Source organism: Candidatus Polarisedimenticolaceae bacterium, assembly GCA_036376135.1.
Classification (GTDB): Bacteria; Acidobacteriota; Polarisedimenticolia; order Polarisedimenticolales; family DASRJG01; genus DASVAW01.
In genome coordinates this window covers 1-14,657 of sequence record DASVAW010000125.1, presented here as the reverse complement: position 1 = coordinate 14,657, position 14,657 = coordinate 1, and the positions used below count along the sequence as shown (strand labels likewise).

Annotated in this window: 22 protein-coding genes; 20 read left to right on the top strand and 2 right to left on the bottom strand. The window is 69.9% G+C overall.

Annotated features, from left to right (window positions below; genetic code table 11):
* The coding region (locus VF139_12685) for a hypothetical protein (GenBank protein ID HEX6852250.1) at nt 1-530 on the top strand (530 nt) is incomplete at its 5' end.
* Here VF139_12685 and VF139_12680 read toward each other — a convergent pair.
* On the bottom strand, nt 466-1,479 hold the full coding sequence (locus VF139_12680) for an MBL fold metallo-hydrolase (GenBank protein HEX6852249.1): 1,014 nt from the start codon (nt 1,477-1,479) through the stop codon (nt 466-468). The genes VF139_12685 and VF139_12680 overlap by 65 nt on opposite strands.
* 104 nt (nt 1,480-1,583) lie before the next feature.
* Between VF139_12680 and VF139_12675 the strand changes: the two genes are divergently transcribed.
* From VF139_12675 to VF139_12585, 19 genes are all read left to right on the top strand, one after another.
* Nucleotides 1,584-2,846: a hypothetical protein gene (locus tag VF139_12675; GenBank protein ID HEX6852248.1), complete on the top strand. Its 1,263-nt coding sequence runs from the start codon at nt 1,584-1,586 to the stop codon at nt 2,844-2,846.
* Nucleotides 2,843-4,003, top strand: a complete 1,161-nt coding sequence (locus VF139_12670) for an NAD-dependent epimerase/dehydratase family protein (GenBank protein ID HEX6852247.1) — start codon at nt 2,843-2,845, stop codon at nt 4,001-4,003. The genes VF139_12675 and VF139_12670 overlap by 4 nt, the downstream gene beginning before the upstream one ends.
* Nucleotides 4,004-4,068: 65 nt before the next feature.
* Nucleotides 4,069-5,241 (top strand): hypothetical protein, encoded by a 1,173-nt coding sequence (locus tag VF139_12665; protein ID HEX6852246.1) that lies wholly within the window; start codon nt 4,069-4,071, stop codon nt 5,239-5,241.
* Nucleotides 5,242-5,252: 11 nt separating this feature from the next.
* Nucleotides 5,253-5,465 carry a hypothetical protein gene (locus VF139_12660; protein ID HEX6852245.1) on the top strand — a complete coding sequence of 71 codons (213 nt, stop codon included), beginning with the start codon at nt 5,253-5,255 and terminating at the stop codon, nt 5,463-5,465.
* A gap of 100 nt (nt 5,466-5,565) precedes the next feature.
* Nucleotides 5,566-5,745, top strand: a complete 180-nt coding sequence (locus tag VF139_12655) for a hypothetical protein (GenBank protein HEX6852244.1) — start codon at nt 5,566-5,568, stop codon at nt 5,743-5,745.
* Nucleotides 5,746-5,771: 26 nt separating this feature from the next.
* Nucleotides 5,772-6,656 (top strand): hypothetical protein, encoded by an 885-nt coding sequence (locus tag VF139_12650; GenBank protein HEX6852243.1) that lies wholly within the window; start codon nt 5,772-5,774, stop codon nt 6,654-6,656.
* Nucleotides 6,653-7,120, top strand: a complete 468-nt coding sequence (locus VF139_12645) for an isoprenylcysteine carboxylmethyltransferase family protein (GenBank protein ID HEX6852242.1) — start codon at nt 6,653-6,655, stop codon at nt 7,118-7,120. The genes VF139_12650 and VF139_12645 overlap by 4 nt, the downstream gene beginning before the upstream one ends.
* Before the next feature lie 20 nt (nt 7,121-7,140).
* A complete protein-coding gene (locus tag VF139_12640; GenBank protein HEX6852241.1) occupies nt 7,141-7,674 on the top strand; it encodes a DinB family protein in 534 nt (177 codons plus the stop codon).
* An 82-nt stretch (nt 7,675-7,756) separates the two neighbouring features.
* A complete protein-coding gene (locus VF139_12635; protein ID HEX6852240.1) occupies nt 7,757-8,149 on the top strand; it encodes a hypothetical protein in 393 nt (130 codons plus the stop codon).
* A 168-nt stretch (nt 8,150-8,317) separates the two neighbouring features.
* Nucleotides 8,318-8,536 carry a DUF2007 domain-containing protein gene (locus VF139_12630; GenBank protein ID HEX6852239.1) on the top strand — a complete coding sequence of 73 codons (219 nt, stop codon included), beginning with the start codon at nt 8,318-8,320 and terminating at the stop codon, nt 8,534-8,536.
* A gap of 53 nt (nt 8,537-8,589) precedes the next feature.
* Complete coding sequence (locus VF139_12625; protein ID HEX6852238.1) at nt 8,590-8,967, top strand: hypothetical protein; 378 nt, start codon at nt 8,590-8,592, stop codon at nt 8,965-8,967.
* A gap of 68 nt (nt 8,968-9,035) precedes the next feature.
* Nucleotides 9,036-9,521 carry an isoprenylcysteine carboxylmethyltransferase family protein gene (locus VF139_12620; GenBank protein HEX6852237.1) on the top strand — a complete coding sequence of 162 codons (486 nt, stop codon included), beginning with the start codon at nt 9,036-9,038 and terminating at the stop codon, nt 9,519-9,521.
* A 49-nt stretch (nt 9,522-9,570) separates the two neighbouring features.
* Nucleotides 9,571-9,963, top strand: coding sequence for a VOC family protein (locus VF139_12615; GenBank protein HEX6852236.1), 393 nt, complete (start codon nt 9,571-9,573; stop codon nt 9,961-9,963).
* A 15-nt stretch (nt 9,964-9,978) separates the two neighbouring features.
* On the top strand, nt 9,979-10,356 hold the full coding sequence (locus VF139_12610) for a VOC family protein (protein HEX6852235.1): 378 nt from the start codon (nt 9,979-9,981) through the stop codon (nt 10,354-10,356).
* A gap of 115 nt (nt 10,357-10,471) precedes the next feature.
* Complete coding sequence (locus VF139_12605) at nt 10,472-11,362, top strand: MBL fold metallo-hydrolase (protein ID HEX6852234.1); 891 nt, start codon at nt 10,472-10,474, stop codon at nt 11,360-11,362.
* 87 nt (nt 11,363-11,449) lie between these two features.
* Nucleotides 11,450-11,884: a class I SAM-dependent methyltransferase gene (locus VF139_12600; protein ID HEX6852233.1), complete on the top strand. Its 435-nt coding sequence runs from the start codon at nt 11,450-11,452 to the stop codon at nt 11,882-11,884.
* Between the two features lie 147 nt (nt 11,885-12,031).
* Nucleotides 12,032-13,009, top strand: a complete 978-nt coding sequence (gene bla, locus VF139_12595) for a subclass B3 metallo-beta-lactamase (GenBank protein ID HEX6852232.1) — start codon at nt 12,032-12,034, stop codon at nt 13,007-13,009.
* Nucleotides 13,006-13,467, top strand: coding sequence for an AAC(3)-I family aminoglycoside N-acetyltransferase (locus tag VF139_12590; GenBank protein HEX6852231.1), 462 nt, complete (start codon nt 13,006-13,008; stop codon nt 13,465-13,467). Before bla ends, VF139_12590 begins: the two co-directional genes overlap by 4 nt.
* Before the next feature lie 42 nt (nt 13,468-13,509).
* On the top strand, nt 13,510-14,157 hold the full coding sequence (locus VF139_12585; GenBank protein ID HEX6852230.1) for an MOSC domain-containing protein: 648 nt from the start codon (nt 13,510-13,512) through the stop codon (nt 14,155-14,157).
* Here VF139_12585 and VF139_12580 read toward each other — a convergent pair.
* The coding region (locus VF139_12580; GenBank protein HEX6852229.1) for a VTT domain-containing protein at nt 14,154-14,657 on the bottom strand (504 nt) is incomplete at its 5' end. The two genes, VF139_12585 and VF139_12580, sit on opposite strands and share 4 nt — an antisense overlap.

The window sequence follows — 14,657 nt, the reverse complement described above, 5'->3', positions numbered from 1 at the left end:
CGGCGGGGACCTTCGGCGAGCCCGGGGTCGCCGCGCCCCGCGCGGAGGTGTGGTTCGCCTTCCCGATCTCGGGGTCCGGGGCGCTCTCGCTGGCGCTCGCGGCCCGCGAGACGGCGATCGAGCGCGAATCGAGTCTCCCGGAGATCGGCGAGCTCGGGCGCGCCGAGCGCCGGGCGAAGGAGACGGTCGCCGCGCTTCGCGTGGCCGCGGGCGGCGAGGAGGGCGCGCGCACGGGCGAGGTCCACGGCGTTCCGGACTGGATGCGAGGGGAACGCGAGCGCCTGCTCCAGTCGGGGATCGACTGCGCGCCGTGGCCGCTCTCGCGCCTGTGTCGCTGCGGGGCGCGCCTCGAGCCGTTCCTGTTCGGGCAGGACCGCGCGGCGCCCTACGACCCGGACGAGATCGACGCCGCGGCGATCGCCGGTATTCCGTTCCGCGACGCGTCGGGCGACCTGGCGTTCGGCTTCAACTGCGACGCGTGCGGTCGGCTCCATACGTGGATCCTGGGCGTGCTTCCGCCCTCCGCGTGAGGATCGTCTCCCCGAACTCCGGCACGACGAACGTCCCCTCCGGGATCGCCCGCTCCGCCAGCGCGGCGCGCAGGCGCACGATCGGCTCGTCGATCGACTCGTCGGTCAGCTGGAAGGTCCCGAAGTGCATCGCCACCGACAGGCGCGAGCGCACGTCGAGGTGGGCCTGGACCGCGTCCTCGGGGGTGACGTGCACCGGGGTCATGAACCAGCGCGGCTCGTAGGCGCCGATCGGGAGCAGCGCGAGGTCGAACGGCCCGAGGCGCTCGCCGATCGCCCGGAACCCGTCGAACCACCCCGAGTCGGCGGCGAAGTAGACCTTCACCCCCTTCCGCTCGACCACGAACCCGCCCCAGAGCGTCTTGTACCGGTCGGTGAACCCGCGGGCGGCGAAATGCTGCGCCGGGACGAACGTGACCGACAACCCGTCGCCCATCGGATGGGTCTGCCACCAGTCGAGCTCGACCACGTCGCGGATCCCGCGCCGCTTGAGCCAGCGCTCGTTCCCGAGGCTCGTGACGAACAGCGGCCGTTGCGCGCGGTCGAGGGCGCGCAGCGTCGGGAGGTCGAGGTGGTCGTAGTGGTTGTGGGAGACGAGCACCGCGCGAAGCGGGGGGAGGGCGTCGAGCGCGAGCGCCGGGGGACGCACGCGCCGCGGGCCGAGGCGGCCGAAAGGGCCCGCGCACGCGGACCAGATCGGGTCGGTCAGCAGGTTCGCGCCGCGGAACTGGAGGAGGAACGTCGCGTGCCCGACGAAGGTCGCCGCGACCTCGTCCGCGGCCACGCCGTCGGGGATCCGGACCGGATGCGTGTTCGCGACCGAGCGGGGCCAACGCGCGGGGCGCGAGGTCAGCTTCCAGCGAAGGACGTCCAGGGGCGTCCCGGCGGGAAGGCCGCCCGGGTTGAAGAATCGACGGCCGTCGAAATGTTCGGAGACGGGATATCGCATGGACGGGACATCATGGGGCCTTGCAGCGAATCCGGCCAAAGGTGCCGGTCAATCCAGAACCCGGGCGGGCGAGTCCCGTACAAGGCCGGGTCTCGGGAGGGTGGATGCCGACACTGCCGGGTGTGAAGCGCGACGAGTTCGGAGCGGTGGTCGTGGCCTTCACCTATTTCTTCGTGCTGCTGGCCGGTTACTACGTCCTCCGTCCGATCCGCGACGCGATGGCCGTCGAGGCCGGGGTCGGCCGCCTTCCCGAGCTGTTCGCGTGGACCTTCGGCTCGATGCTGGTCCTCGTCCCGGCCTGGTCGTGGCTCGTCGCCCGGGTCCCGCGCCGGCGGGTCATCCCCGTCGCCTACGAGACGTTCGCCCTGATGCTCGCCGGCTTCGCCCTCTGGTGGACCGCGGGCGGCGGGAAGACCACGATCGCCCAGGTCTTCTTCGTCTGGCTGTCGGTCTACAACGTCTTCGTGGTCTCGGTGTTCTGGGCGTTCATGGCCGACCTGTGGCGCGAGGACCAGGCGCGGCGCCTGTACGGGCTGATCGCCGCCGGCGGGAGCGCCGGGGCGATCGCCGGCCCCGCGGTCGTCGCGCTGTTCGCCACGAAGGTCGGGATCGTTCCCCTCCTGGTTCTCGCCGCCGCGCTCCTCCAGGTGGCGGTCGGGTGCGCGCTGTGGCTCGCGCGCTGGGCGGGCTCGCGCTCGTCGGGGGCGATCGCCGGCCACGCGGGGGAGAGGATCGGCGGCGGCGTCTTCGCCGGATTCCGGCTGGCGCTGACCTCCCCGTACCTCGCGGGGATCGCGCTGATCATCGCGCTCTACGCGCTGGGCTCCACGACCCTCTACGTCGAGCAGACGCGCCTGCTCAAGGACGCCCTCCCGGACGCGGCGTCCCGGGCCTCTCTCCTCTCCAAGGTCGACCTCACCCAGAACACGCTCGTCGCGCTCGTCGAGATCGTCGGGACCGGCTGGATCATGACCCGGCTCGGGCTGTCGGCGGCGCTCGTCGTCCTTCCCGCGCTCACGGTCGTGGGACTCGCCGTCTACGGCTGGTTCCCGACCCTCCCCGTGCTCCTCGTCGTCGGCGTCTCCCGCCGGGTCGCGCACTTCGCCCTCGAGCGTCCGGCACGCGAGGCGTTGTTCACGGTCGTGACCGCGGAGGAGAAATACAAGGCGAAGAGCTTCCTCGATACCGTCGTCTACCGCGGGTCGGATTGGCTCGCGACCCAACTCCAGGCGACGGCCGCCGTCGTCGGCATCGCCGGTCCGGCGCTCGCGCTCGGCCTCGCGCCGGTCGCCCTCGCCGGCATCCCTCTCGCGTTCTACCTCGCGCGTCGCCAGAAGGCGCTCGCCGCTCAAGGAGCTGCTGCATGACCGGAAACCGCAGGACCTTCGTGAAGTCCGCCGTCGCCGCGGGCGCCGGCGCCGTCGTCGTTTCGCAACTCGGGGGCCGCCTGTTCGCCGCCGACGAGCCCGAGGGGCTCCCGGTGTGGCGTCGCCCGCAGGCGTCGAAGGCGCCCAAGCCCCTCAAGATCCTGATCCTCGGGGGCACGGGGTTCCTCGGCCCCCACACCGTCGACTACGCCCTCGCCCGCGGCCACGAGGTGACCCTCTTCAACCGCGGCAAGCGCAACCCCGGGATGTTCCCGAACGTGGAGACGATCCTGGGCGATCGCGACGGCAAGCTCGACGGGCTCAAGGACCGCAAGTGGGACGCGGTCGTGGACAACTCGGGGTACGTCCCGCGCATCGTGAAGCTGTCCGCCGACCTCCTGGCGCCGAACGTCGGACAGTACCTGTTCATCTCCTCGATCTCGGTCTTCGGCGAGACCCCCAAGCCCGGCGCCGACGAGACCGCCCCGACCGATCCGCTCACCGAGCCGAACAGCGAAGAGGTGATGAAGTACTACGGGGCGCTGAAGGCGGCGTGCGAGCGGCAGGCGGAGGCGTCGCTCCCCGGACGCGCCACGACGATCCGCCCGGGGTTGATCGTCGGCCCCCTCGATCCGACCGACCGGTTCACGTACTGGCCGGTCCGGATCGCGAAGGGCGGCGAGGTGTTGTGCCCCCCGGCCGACGACCCGACCCAGATCATCGACGTCCGCGATCTCGCGGCGTTCATCGTGAAGTGCCTCGAGGACCGGAACTTCGGCATCTACAACGCGACCGGCCCCGAGAAGGAGCTTTCGTTCAAGGCGATGCTCGAGTCGACGAAGAAGGCCGCCAAGTCCGACGCGACCCTCGTCTTCACCGACGCCGCGTTCCTCGAGAAGAACGAGGTCGCGGCGTGGGCCGAGCTCCCGTCGTGGGTTCCCGGGACCGGCGCCACCGCCGGGTTCTCGCGGATCAACTGCAAGAAGGCGATCGCGAAGGGGCTGAAGTTCCGCCCCGTGGAGGAGATCGTCGAAGACACGCTCAAGTGGTGGGCGACGCTCCCCGACGAGCGACGGGCCAAGCTCAAGGCCGGCCTGGCTCCCGACAAGGAGGCGAAGGTGCTCGCGGCGTGGAAGGAAGCGAAGAAGGCACGGTAGAGGCGGCCTTGTAACGAGCGGCGCAGGGGAGTACGGTTCCCCCAGGCTCCACGGGGGCGACGCCCATGCGCCGTACTTGGCTGCTCCTGTTCCTCTTCGTTCCGGGCGCCTTCGCGCCCGCCGATGCCTCGTGCCTCAGCAAGGACTTCGGCCAGATCACCGAGACGGGGTACTTCTACGTCCGGTTCCCCGCCGGCGCGGCGACCGACTCCACGTCGATCGTGGGCCGGTTCTGGACCCCCGGTCAGCGCACCACGGCGAACGAGGGAACCTGCCCCGAAGCCAACTGGCTGATCGGGTGCTCCGGCTGCTCTCCGGGAGCGCCGGGACCGGTCTACTACCTCGACGGCGACCTGAGCCTGGCTTGCACCGTCGGTTGTCCCTCGGGGCAGCTGGCGACCCTCGTGGAGACCCGATCGACCGACGGCGCGAACGCCTGGTTCGCCCTCGGGCGGGTCGACGAGACCCCGACGGGGTCGTTCGACTTCGATTACTCCCGGGTGCAGCGCGACCTCGACCTCGTCGAGATACCGCGCCCCGAGGTGCTCGCTGTGGGAACCGGTCCGTTGTTTCCCGTCACGATCCGCTTCCGCGACCCGGCGGATGGCTTCTACGGACTCTCCGGCGTCGCCGCTTCCGGAACCATCACCGCGTTCCTGCTGTACGAGGACGCCACGCCCTCGGCGAGCCGCCTCGCGTCGGCGTGGCCCCAGGTCAACCGATTTCCGTACACGGGCGGCGCGACGCAGGTCGTGCATTACGCGACCTGCCCGGTCGGAGGGAACGCGACCCACCTCGCGGCGGCCCTCGAGTTCGGCAACGGCGAGGTCGTCACGACCTACGTGAGCCGATCGGTGCTGGTCCTGTGCGACACGGCGGTGGGGGGCGCGGCCGGCCGCATTCCCAAGGACGGCGCGAACGGGCTGAGGGTGTCGAAGGAACTCACGGGGGAGATCACGCTGCGCTGGGGCCCCTCGTGCGTCACGAGCGACCTCGACTACGCGGTGTACGAGGGAACGATCGGCGACTACGCGAACCGCGCGCCGAAGACCTGCACGAACGGCGGCGCCTTGACGCGGACGTTCTTCCCGGCGGGGACGAGCTCGTATTACCTCGTCGTCCCGCAGAACACGATCGACTCGAAGGAAGGGTCCTACGGCCGTGGAAGCAGCGGTGCGGAGAGGGCACCTGCGGCCGGGGCCTGCCGGACGCAGGCGATCGCGTTGTGTCCGGAGTGAGGTGCGGTCCCATGCGCAAGCCGAACTTCGAAGGGTTGGCGCCGGATGCCAAGCGGGCGTTGTTCGTCGCCCGCCACCAGGCGTTCCTGGATGGATCCGCGGAGATCGAGGGGCGGCACGTGCTGATCGGCCTTCTGGTGGTCGAGGGGTGTCTGCCGCCGGACGTGCTGGCCGGGCGCCAGATCTCCGTTGAGGAGGTTCGCAGCGCGATCGGACGCGGCTGAAGGTGGATCAACCCGGTGCTACGCTCCGGCTCGCAGGAGGCGTGTGATGCGATCCCCGGCGGCTTGTCCCGATTGCGGCGGCCACAACCTGTTCCGGAGCGTGAAGCGAGTCAGCGCGGGCGGCGGTTACGCCCCCGACTACCTGCCCAAGCTCGGGAAGTGGTACCAGGCGGCGAAGTTCCGGATCGTCGTGTGCAAGGACTGCGGGTTGACCCGGTTCTTCGCGGACGAGGAGGGGCTCGCGAAGCTGGAGAGCGGGCCGGCGTGGCAGAGGGTGTGAAGAGGCCCCCGTCGCCGGGGTCGTCGATGGGGCGGGGCGAAGCGCGAGGGGACCTCGTCGACCGCGTGACCCAGCGCTGGGTACGCTGGACCGGCCGCCGCGTTCGCCTCGAGGACCATCCCTGGCTCGACGGGCCCGTGGGGAAGCCCGAGGGAATCGGATCGTCGTTCTTCGACGCCTACGTCGCCGAGCGCGGCCTTCGCGCGTTGCGTGGGGAGCCGGGCGGACTGCTCGCCGATCTGCAGGCCCTCCGGAGCGCGAGCTTTGATCCGGCTCGGGTCGACCCCGCGGTGGTGGAGTTCTATACCCGAACCTCCGACTACGCCCTCGACACGTGGTCGGAGTGGACGGGCGTCTTCCGGCCGTTCGGGTGGATGCTCGCCCGGATCTTCAGCCGCCGGCTCCAGCAGCTCAACGTGCCGCTGTCGAACCTCGATACCAGCCGGGGCATGACGAGCGAGGTGATCGTCGTCGCGGAGCCCCACGGCGGTCGGCGGCTCTTCGCGGCGTGGGTCCGTACGCTGGTGCGCACCGGGGACGTCATCTATGCCGGGGCCTACTCCACGTGCGTCGTCCCGGAAGGCTCGACGCCGTGCGTGCGGGTCGTCTTCCCTCTGCCGAACGGAAACGGGATCGTCCTGATGCGTGCCGTGGTCGAGGACGACGGATCGCTCCGCCTGATCAGCGCCGGCAACGGTTTCGGCAGTCCCGGCTTCTACTTCACCGTGCGGGACCGAAACGGCGCGATCCGCTCGCGGTACGTGCGGGCCCTCCGGGAGACGATCCACGTCTATCCTTCGGGCTCGGACGTCCGCGCCGACCATGTCCTGAAGTTGTGGGGGATGACGTTTCTGCGCCTGCACTATCGACTGACGCCTCGGGCCGCTGCGGGCCGGTCGGAAGGACTGTGACGCTGCGCGCGCTCGAACTGAAGGTGCCGCCCGTCGCGGTGTTCGTCCTCTGCGGCGCGGCCGCGTTCGGACTGCGCGAGCTCGCGCCGACCCTCGGCCACGAAGCGTCGTGGGCCTCCGCGGTCGCGCTGCTTCTCGGCGGCATCGGCGTCGGCATCGCGGTGCTCGGCGTGATCCGGTTCGTGCGGGTCGGGACCACCGTGCATCCCACGCATCCCTCGCGGGCGAGCCGAGTCGTGCGGACCGGCATCTACCGCCTGAGCCGGAATCCGATGTACCTCGGCCTCGCGCTGCTCCTCGCGGCTCTCGCGACGTGGCTGTCCCATCCGCTGCCGTTCCTGGTCGTCCCCGCCTTCGTGCTCTACATGAACCGGTTCCAGATCCGGCCCGAGGAGCGAGCGCTCCTCGAGAAGTTCGGGGAGCCGTACGCGGAGTACCGGACCGCCGTGCGGCGCTGGATCTGATCGTTCACCCGGGAGGCCCCATGACGTACCGAATCGACGAGGCGATCTCCGTGCTGCGCCGCACGCCGGCGGTGCTGCGCGCCCTCCTCCACGATCTTCCCGCCCCCTGGATCGAAGCGCGCGAAGGGCCGGGGACCTGGAGCCCCTTCGACGTCGTGGGGCATCTCATCCACGGGGAACGCACCGACTGGATCCCGCGCGCGGAGCACCTGCTTCGCCACGGCGAGGCCGTCCCGTTTCCGACCTTCGACCGCGAGGCGATGTTCGACGCCTCGCGCGGGCGCACCCTCGCCGAGCTTCTCGACACCTTCGAACGGGAGCGCGCGACGAGCCTCGCCCGACTCGGGGCGCTGCGCCTGACCGAGGCCGATCTCGCGCGCCGCGGGAGGCACCCGGATCTCGGCACCGTGACGCTGGCGCAGCATCTCGCGACGTGGGTCGCGCACGACCTCGACCATCTCGGCCAGATCTCGCGCGTGCTGGCGAAGCGGTACGCCGAGGATGTCGGGCCGTGGCGGCAGTACCTGAGGATCCTCGGGGAGCGCCTCGGATGAAGTCGGTCGCCTCGCGTCGGGACATGCAGGGTCGACTTCGCCGTCCAGTCATGGCACAAGGCGCGGCGAAGCGAGGTCGATCGTGAAGGGAAGATCGGTGCTGGCCGTGCTCGCCGGAATCGTCGGCGTCGTGGTGGTGACGACGATCGTCGACGTCCTGCTGCACGTCGCGAAGGTCTACCCCCCGATGGGGCAGCCGCTGACGGATGCACACGCGCTGCTGGCGAGCGCGTACCGCCTGGGGATCGGGATCGGCGGCGGGTGGCTGACGGCGCGGCTGGCCCCCTCCCGCCCGATGCGCCACGTGATGATCCTCGGCGCCATCGGAGTCGTCCTCGCGCTGATCGGGTTGCTCGCGACCTGGCGCCTCGATCTCGGTCCGCGCTGGTATCCGGTGTCGCTCGTCGTGCTCGCGATCCCGCAGTGCTGGCTCGGCGGCCGGATCCACGAATTGCGGCGGGGCCGAAACCCGTGACTACGGCGTCGGACGCGATTCCCAAGGAGGTCGGGGATCCGACGAAGGATGCGAGGCGGCGGCCGGTCAGGAAGAAGCGGAGCTGACGTCGGAGACGAGCGGATCGCCTGGTCTCGGCGCGGATGGAGCATGTAGCATGCAGCCAGGTTCCGCGGGAGGCAAACCCTCATGACGACCGGAGAGCTCGTTGTCGTTCGGACCTTCAGCAATGCGGTGGATGCCGAGGTTGCCGTCGGGGCTCTCGAAGCGTCGGGCATCGAGGGCATGATCCGGCGTGACGACTGCGGGGGCATGCGGCCGCAGCTGTGGCTGAGCGGCGTTGAGGTGGTGGTGCTGGCCGAGGACGCGGCGAGAGCGGCGGAACTTCTGGCGAACGTACGCAAGTAGCCGCCGACGTGGCGCCGGGGGCCGATCGAATCTCCAGGGTCCGATCCGCGCTGGTGGCCGGATGGCGCGGGTTCTTCCGCGGCTTCACGCGCTCGAGGCGCGCGCGAAGGCCCGATCCACCGACGGACCTCTATCGGACCGCGTTGGCCCTCACGCTCCTCAACTTCGTGGCCTTCGCCGTCGTGACCAGCTTCTTCGGCGGTGATGCGCTGAACGGGAAGATCGTCGCGGGGCAGTACTTTGTCGGGAGCAAGGGCACGTTCACCGCGGTCGACCGAGGTTACTGGATCTACAGCCTGATCCACGCCGTGGTCAGCCTGCTGTCGCTGGTGGCCGTGATGGTGTGGGGATTCGTCGGCCTGCTGACCGGCCGGATCGACTTCTTCCCGGGGGATGACGACCGAAGCCACCGCGGGCGGGGGACGATCTAGCCCGCGAAAACAAGCGCCGTCGATTCCCGGACCTTTCGACGCGAGCCGCTCCGACGTACCCTTCCGACGTGGTGTTGTTCCTCAAGAACGTGCTGTTCACCCTGGTCGTGCCGGGTACGGTCGCCGTCTACGTGCCCTGGCGGCTGTCGCTCGGAGGCGCGGCCGCCTCCGGCCCGTTGCTCGCGCTCGCGATCGTCTTGCTCGCCGCCGGCGGCGCGACGTACGGCTGGTGCCTTTGGGACTTCGCGACGTTCGGCCGCGGCACGCCCGCGCCGATCGATGCCCCGAAGCGGCTCGTCGTTCGCGGCCTCTACCGCTCCACGCGGAATCCGATGTACCTGGGCGTTCTGACGGTCGTCGTCGGGTGGGCGGTCCTCCATCGCTCGGCAGCGCTCGTGCTCTATGCGCTCGCGATCGCGACGCTTTTCCATCTGTTCGTCGTGTTCTACGAAGAGCCTCACCTGCATCGCCGATTCGGCGCCGATTACGAGCGGTACCGCGCCGACGTCCCGCGCTGGTTCCCTCGGGTCCCGAAGGGTGTCGATGCGGGATAGAATCCGTCGGTTTCCGAAACGTAGGAACCCCGCGAAAGGGGGGACCGCCGTGAGAGCGACCCTCGAAGCCGTCCATCCCGTCCTCGGCTCGACCGATCTCCACCGTTCGCTCCGGTTCTTCGAATCCTTGGGGTTCACCGTCACCTTTCAGGACGCCCCGACGGAACCGCGCTACGCGGCCGTCGTGCGGGACGGGGTCGAGCTGCACCTCCAGTGGGCGCGGCCGGAGGACCTCCCGACAGGGGACCGCCCCGTGTTCCGGATCGCCGTGACCGGTGTCGACGACCTGCACGCGGAGCTCGCCGCCGCGGGCGTGTTCACTCCCGAGAACAACGGCCGCAGTCCGTGGGCGTCGCCGAAGGACACGCCGTGGGGCACGCGGGAGTTCCACCTACGCGACCCCGACGGCAATGGGCTGCAGTTCTACGCCGAGATCGCGTGAAGCCGGGAGGCCCCGATGAATCTCTCGAACGCCACCGTCGGCCAGCTGATGATCCCCGTCGACGATCTCGATCGCGCGGTCACGTTCTACCGCGACGTCCTGGGGCTCAAGTTCCTGTTCACGGCTCCTCCGCAGATGGCCTTCTTCATGTGCGGCGACGTGCGCCTGCTCGTGGGGGTCCTGCCCGAGGGGTCGGCCGCGCAACGGGGAGGGGGCGTGTACTTCAAGGTCGACGACATCCGCGGCGTCGCGGCGACCCTCGAATCCGGCGGTGTGCGCTTCTCCGCGGCACCGCACGTGGTGCACCGTGCGCCCGACTACGAGTTGTGGTTGGCCGAGTTCTTCGATCCCGACGGGAATCGACTGGCGTTGATGAGCGAGGTGCGGGCCTAACCGGCCCGGGGGCCGCTCCGCCTCGAGTCGGCCGTGGCGTCGGAGCCCGGGTCCGCCCGAACGCTTTCGGTCCGGCGATCGTCCGGCATACACTCCGCCGTCGCGGGAGGGCACCATGACGCACATCGCGTACCGCTTCGCGATTACCGCAGCGATCCTGCTGACAACCCCGTTCTCCGCCGGCGCGCAGGAGGCCAAGCGGATCACCGTTCTGTACGACGCGTTCGGCGCGCCCTCCGCGCTTCGGAAGGACTGGGGATATGCCGCGCTGGTGGAGTACGGCGGTAAACGCATCCTGTTCGACACGGGCAACAACGCGAAGATCTTCGAGCACAACGTCAAGCAACTCGGTGTCGATCTGAAGCGGCTCGATGCCGTCGTCCTCTCGCATCGGCACGGCGACCACACGAGCGGGCTGACCTATCTCCTGGGAGTGAATCCGGCCGTCAAGATTTATGCGCCGCAGGAAGGGGCGTTCTTCAAGAGCCGTGCGCCCGCCGGATTCCTCGAGCCGCAGCCCTCCTTGCCCGCGGAGATGCGCTATTTCGAGGGGCGGCCGCCGGCGCACCTGCAGTCGGGCACTCCCTGGGAGGCGGGCAATTTTGAGATCGTGACGAAGACGACGGAGATCTTCCCCGGGATCTACGTGCTGACCACGCGTTCCGAGAAGCCGGGGACGATGGAGATGAACGAGGTCTCCCTCGCCGTGCGGACGCCGAAGGGGCTCGCCGTCGTCGTCGGCTGTTCGCATCCGGGGGTGGAGAAGATCCTCGAGGGAGTCGTCGGGATCGATCCTCGGCTCTACACGGTGACGGGCGGCTTTCACCTCGTGCTCGCGCCGAAAGAGCAGGTGCAGCGCACCGCGGACGTGCTGCATGACACGTTTCAGATTCGGCGCGTCGCCCCCGGTCATTGCACGAGCGAGCTGGGGTTCGCGGTGTTCATGGAGCGTTTCAAGGAACGTTTCGATCGAGCGGGATTGGGCTCGGTCATCCCGCTCCCGTAACGGACGAATCACCCCTGCGGGCGGCGGTCGCCCGGTGGCAACGCGTTCGGCGCGGGCGCGGCGCCGCGCACGAGGTCGATCGACGTCATGGCCGACCCGATTTCGCCCAGGCTTGCCGCGATCGTGGATGCGCTCCCGCTTCGTGCCGGAATGCGCGTCCTGGAAATCGGCTGCGGGCCGGGCGTCGCGGCCCGTGCCGTGCTTCGCCGCATCGGCAACGGTCACGTGCTCGGCATCGATCGATCCGCAAAGGCGATCGCACGAGCCGTGGCCGGCTCCGGCGCGGAGCTGGCTTCTGGGCGGCTCGAGTTCCGCTGCGTTGCCGTCGAAGCGTTCGTCCTCGCCCCCGGCGAGCGCCGCTACGACCTCGCATTCGCGGTGCGGGTCGGTGCTCTGGACGGGCGTCATCCCGCCGCCGGGCGCATGGCGCTCGAGCGACTGCGGCGGGTGCTGGTCCGGGGGGGACGGCTGTTCATCGACGGTGGCGATCCGATCCGGGAGGTCCCGATCGAGCGGTCGTGACCCGGCGCGCTATCCGGGGGCGCCTCGCGCCCCGACCTCGTTCTGTAGCCGGGCCGCTCGTCCACGCGACGGGCCGCGTGTCCGACGATGCATAATCCAGGGATGGATGGTCACTCGGTGCGAATCCAAGGCGGAAACAGGTCGTCCGTGCGCAGACTGATGGCGGCACTGGTGGTGTCCGGTGGGATGGTTTCGAGCGTGTCGGCGCAAACCGTCCCGGCCGACCCTGCGGTCGCCCCGGACACCTACTCCTGCGATCACGATCCCTCCTGGACGGCCCCGCAGGAGCCCTTTCGGATCTACGGCAATACCTGGCACGTCGGGCCTCGAGGCCTCGGCGTCTTCCTCGTCACGGCGCCCACGGGGCACGTCCTGATCGACGGCGGGGTGCCGGGGAACGCGGCGCTCGTCGAAGCGAACCTCCGAACCCTCGGGATCGACCCGCGCGACGTCAAGTGGATCCTCAACTCGCACGCGCACTGCGATCATGCCGGGGGCATCGCGCAGCTGGCGCGCGTCACGGGGGCGCAGGTGATCGCGAGCGCCGCCGACGCCCCGTTGCTCGCCCGGGGCGGTCTCGAGGATCCGCAATACGGGGATCGGTTCCCGTTCCCGCCGGTTCAGGTGGCGCGGACGGTGACCGACGGCGAAAGCCTGCGCCTGGGAGATCTGGTGTTCACCGCCCATGCGACGCCGGGACATACCCGGGGCAACACGACCTGGGCGTGGAAGTCCTGCGAGGGGACGCGCTGCCTTCACCTGGTCGACGTGGGCAGCCTGTCGGCCCCCGAATACCGGCTGATCGGCAATCCGAAGCACCCGGAGGTCGTCGAGGACTACGAGCGCAGCTTCGCGAGGGTCGCCGCGTTGCCCTGCGACATCGCGCTGGCTCCGCATCCGGGGATGGTGGAGTTCTGGGAGCGCGTCGCGCGGCGCGACGGCGGAGAGCCGGAGGCGCTGATCGATCCGGCGCGGTGCCGCGCCTACGCGAACGCCGCGCGCGAGAGCCTCGAGGAAGAGCTGAAGAAGCAGCGCCGGGGGGCGGCTCCCGCGCGCGTGGGATGCGCTCGTCAGGCGTCGGACGGCGAGGACGCGAGCGTGGAGCGCGAGAGGTCCCCTCGATGACGGAGATCCGGATCCTCGGCCCGGACGACCTCCCGACGATGCGGGACATGCTCTCGCTGTTCGGGGCGGCGTTCGACGACCGCGACACCTACACGGCGAAACCGCCGCCGGACGATTACCTCCGAGGATTACTCGCGAACCCGACGTTCCTCGCCATCGCGGGACTCGATCATGCCGAGGTCGTGGGAGGGCTTGCGGCCTACGTGCTGCCGAAGTTCGAGCGGGCGAGGTCGGAGATCTACATCTACGACCTCGCCGTGGCGGAAAGCCACCGAAGGCGCGGCATCGCGACGGCGATGATCGAGCGACTGAAGGAGCTGGCGCCCCGGCACGGGGCGTGGGTCATCTACGTCCAGGCCGACCACGGCGATGACCCCGCCATCGAGCTCTACTCCAAGCTGGGAACCCGCGAGGACGTGCTTCATTTCGACATCGAGCCGTCGAAAGGCGACGCCTGAACCCTCATGGACACGGGCCGCCGCCGGAAGGACGAATCGAAGATGCCCATCAAGATCGGTGAAGTCGAAGCGCTCTTTCGGTACCCCGTGAAGTCGATGGGAGGTGAGCCTCTCGAGCTCGCCGACCTGGGCTGGCACGGTCTCGACGGCGATCGCAGGCTGGCGCTCCGTCGCCTCGACGATCGGAGCGGTTTTCCGTGGTTGACCGCGTCCAAGCTGCCGGAGCTGGCGGAGGAGATCGGTCCTCGCCACGGCTCGGCGGTCGAGATGGTCCATGTCAACCGCGGGATCTTCGATGAAGCCAGCGTCTCCTTGATAACCTCGACCACGGTCGGCGAGGTCGGCCGGCTGGCGGCGCACCACCCCGACGTCCGGCGATTCCGACCGAACATCCTGATCGCATCGTCTCGACCCGTCCCGTTCGAGGAGGACGCGTGGGTCGGCGGCGTCCTCGCGTTCGGAGACGCCGAGGACGCCCCCGCGGTCTACGTCACCAACCGCGACGAGCGCTGCGCGATGGTGAACTTCGACCCCGACTCGGCGCACGCCGATCCCGAGGTGCTGAAGACCATCGTCCGGGTGAGGGACAACAAGGCCGGGGTTTACGGCGCCGTTGCCGGCAGGGGGCGCCTCGCCGTGGGGCAGTCCGTCTACTTCGAACCCGCGGCCGCGCGGCGAGGGCGTCCCTAGACCCCCGCCTCCCGGATCGCCTTCGTCGCGATGCGTGCGACGACGATCGTGGCGATCAGCGCGGCGACGGCGCCGCCTACGTTCACCAGCAACTTGGTCGAGTCGGCCGAGCCGCCGGCCGCAGTCGCGCCCGCGTAGCCGAGATAGACGTACGCCAGCGTGCCGGGCACGATCCCGGTCACCGTGGCGAGCGCGTACGCGGCGGGGCGGACGCCCGTCAGGCCGAAAGCGTAGTTCACGAGGTTGAACGGGAAGATCGGCGCGAGCCGGACGAGGAACACGATCTTCCCGCCTTCCTTCGCGATCGCCCGGTCGAGGGCGGCGAAGCGCGGGTTCGCCGCCGTCATCGCGGCGATCCGGTCGCGCAGGACGCCGCGCGCCAGAAAGAACGACAACGTCGCCCCCAGCGACGCGCCGACGATCACCGCGAGGAACCCCTGCGCGAGACCGAAGATCGCGCCGGCGCCCAGGGTGAGGATCGAGCCGGGGATGAACGCGAC

Bases quoted from the DNA above. Each gene is read 5' to 3' on its own strand.
- VF139_12665 (HEX6852246.1), top strand. From the start codon at position 4,069: ATGCGCCGTACTTGGCTGCTCCTGTTCCTCTTCGTTCCGGGCGCCTTC.
- VF139_12600 (HEX6852233.1), top strand. From the start codon at position 11,450: ATGGCCGACCCGATTTCGCCCAGGCTTGCCGCGATCGTGGATGCGCTC.
- VF139_12610 (HEX6852235.1), top strand. From the start codon at position 9,979: ATGAATCTCTCGAACGCCACCGTCGGCCAGCTGATGATCCCCGTCGAC.
- VF139_12630 (HEX6852239.1), top strand. From the start codon at position 8,318: ATGACGACCGGAGAGCTCGTTGTCGTTCGGACCTTCAGCAATGCGGTG.
- VF139_12660 (HEX6852245.1), top strand. From the start codon at position 5,253: ATGCGCAAGCCGAACTTCGAAGGGTTGGCGCCGGATGCCAAGCGGGCG.
- VF139_12670 (HEX6852247.1), top strand. From the start codon at position 2,843: ATGACCGGAAACCGCAGGACCTTCGTGAAGTCCGCCGTCGCCGCGGGC.
- VF139_12640 (HEX6852241.1), top strand. From the start codon at position 7,141: ATGACGTACCGAATCGACGAGGCGATCTCCGTGCTGCGCCGCACGCCG.
- VF139_12605 (HEX6852234.1), top strand. From the start codon at position 10,472: ATGACGCACATCGCGTACCGCTTCGCGATTACCGCAGCGATCCTGCTG.
- VF139_12680 (HEX6852249.1), bottom strand. From the start codon at position 1,479: ATGCGATATCCCGTCTCCGAACATTTCGACGGCCGTCGATTCTTCAAC.
- VF139_12590 (HEX6852231.1), top strand. From the start codon at position 13,006: ATGACGGAGATCCGGATCCTCGGCCCGGACGACCTCCCGACGATGCGG.
- VF139_12675 (HEX6852248.1), top strand. From the start codon at position 1,584: ATGCCGACACTGCCGGGTGTGAAGCGCGACGAGTTCGGAGCGGTGGTC.
- VF139_12650 (HEX6852243.1), top strand. From the start codon at position 5,772: ATGGGGCGGGGCGAAGCGCGAGGGGACCTCGTCGACCGCGTGACCCAG.
- VF139_12585 (HEX6852230.1), top strand. From the start codon at position 13,510: ATGCCCATCAAGATCGGTGAAGTCGAAGCGCTCTTTCGGTACCCCGTG.